This window comes from Ectothiorhodospira mobilis, assembly GCF_016584115.1.
GTDB classification, from domain to species: Bacteria; Pseudomonadota; Gammaproteobacteria; order Ectothiorhodospirales; family Ectothiorhodospiraceae; genus Ectothiorhodospira; species Ectothiorhodospira mobilis.
In genome coordinates, this window is the sequence record NZ_NRSK01000077.1 from 1 (window position 1) to 366 (window position 366).

At 65.6% G+C, this 366-nt stretch carries 1 protein-coding gene; it reads left to right on the forward strand.

Features of this window, described 5'->3' with window-relative positions; genetic code table 11:
- On the forward strand, positions 1-366 hold a 366-nt coding region (locus CKO33_RS13220; RefSeq protein ID WP_200182692.1), incomplete at both ends, for an ATP-binding cassette domain-containing protein.

A 366-nucleotide genomic window follows, 5' to 3' on the forward strand; every position in this document is an offset into this window, starting at 1 on the left:
CCCCCATACCCTGCAGCAGGTCCCGGGGGCTGAGCCGCGTGTCTCCATCCGCAATTTGAATTTCTATTACGGCGCGACGCACGCGTTGAAGAATGTCTCGATCGATTTCCCGGATCGCCAGGCGACGGCGATGATCGGCCCCTCGGGCTGCGGCAAATCCACGCTGTTGCGTCTGCTCTCCGGGCTGGAGCACCCCTCCTCGGGCGAGATCGACTGGGGCCATGACGGGCCGCCAGCCCCCGGCGAGATCGGCTATGTCTTTCAGGATCCGACTTTGCTGCCCTGGGCCGATGCCGCGGAAAATGTCTATCTGCCCTTGCGGCTTCGTGGCGTGAGCCGGGCCGCTGCGATGCCACGGGTCTCGGC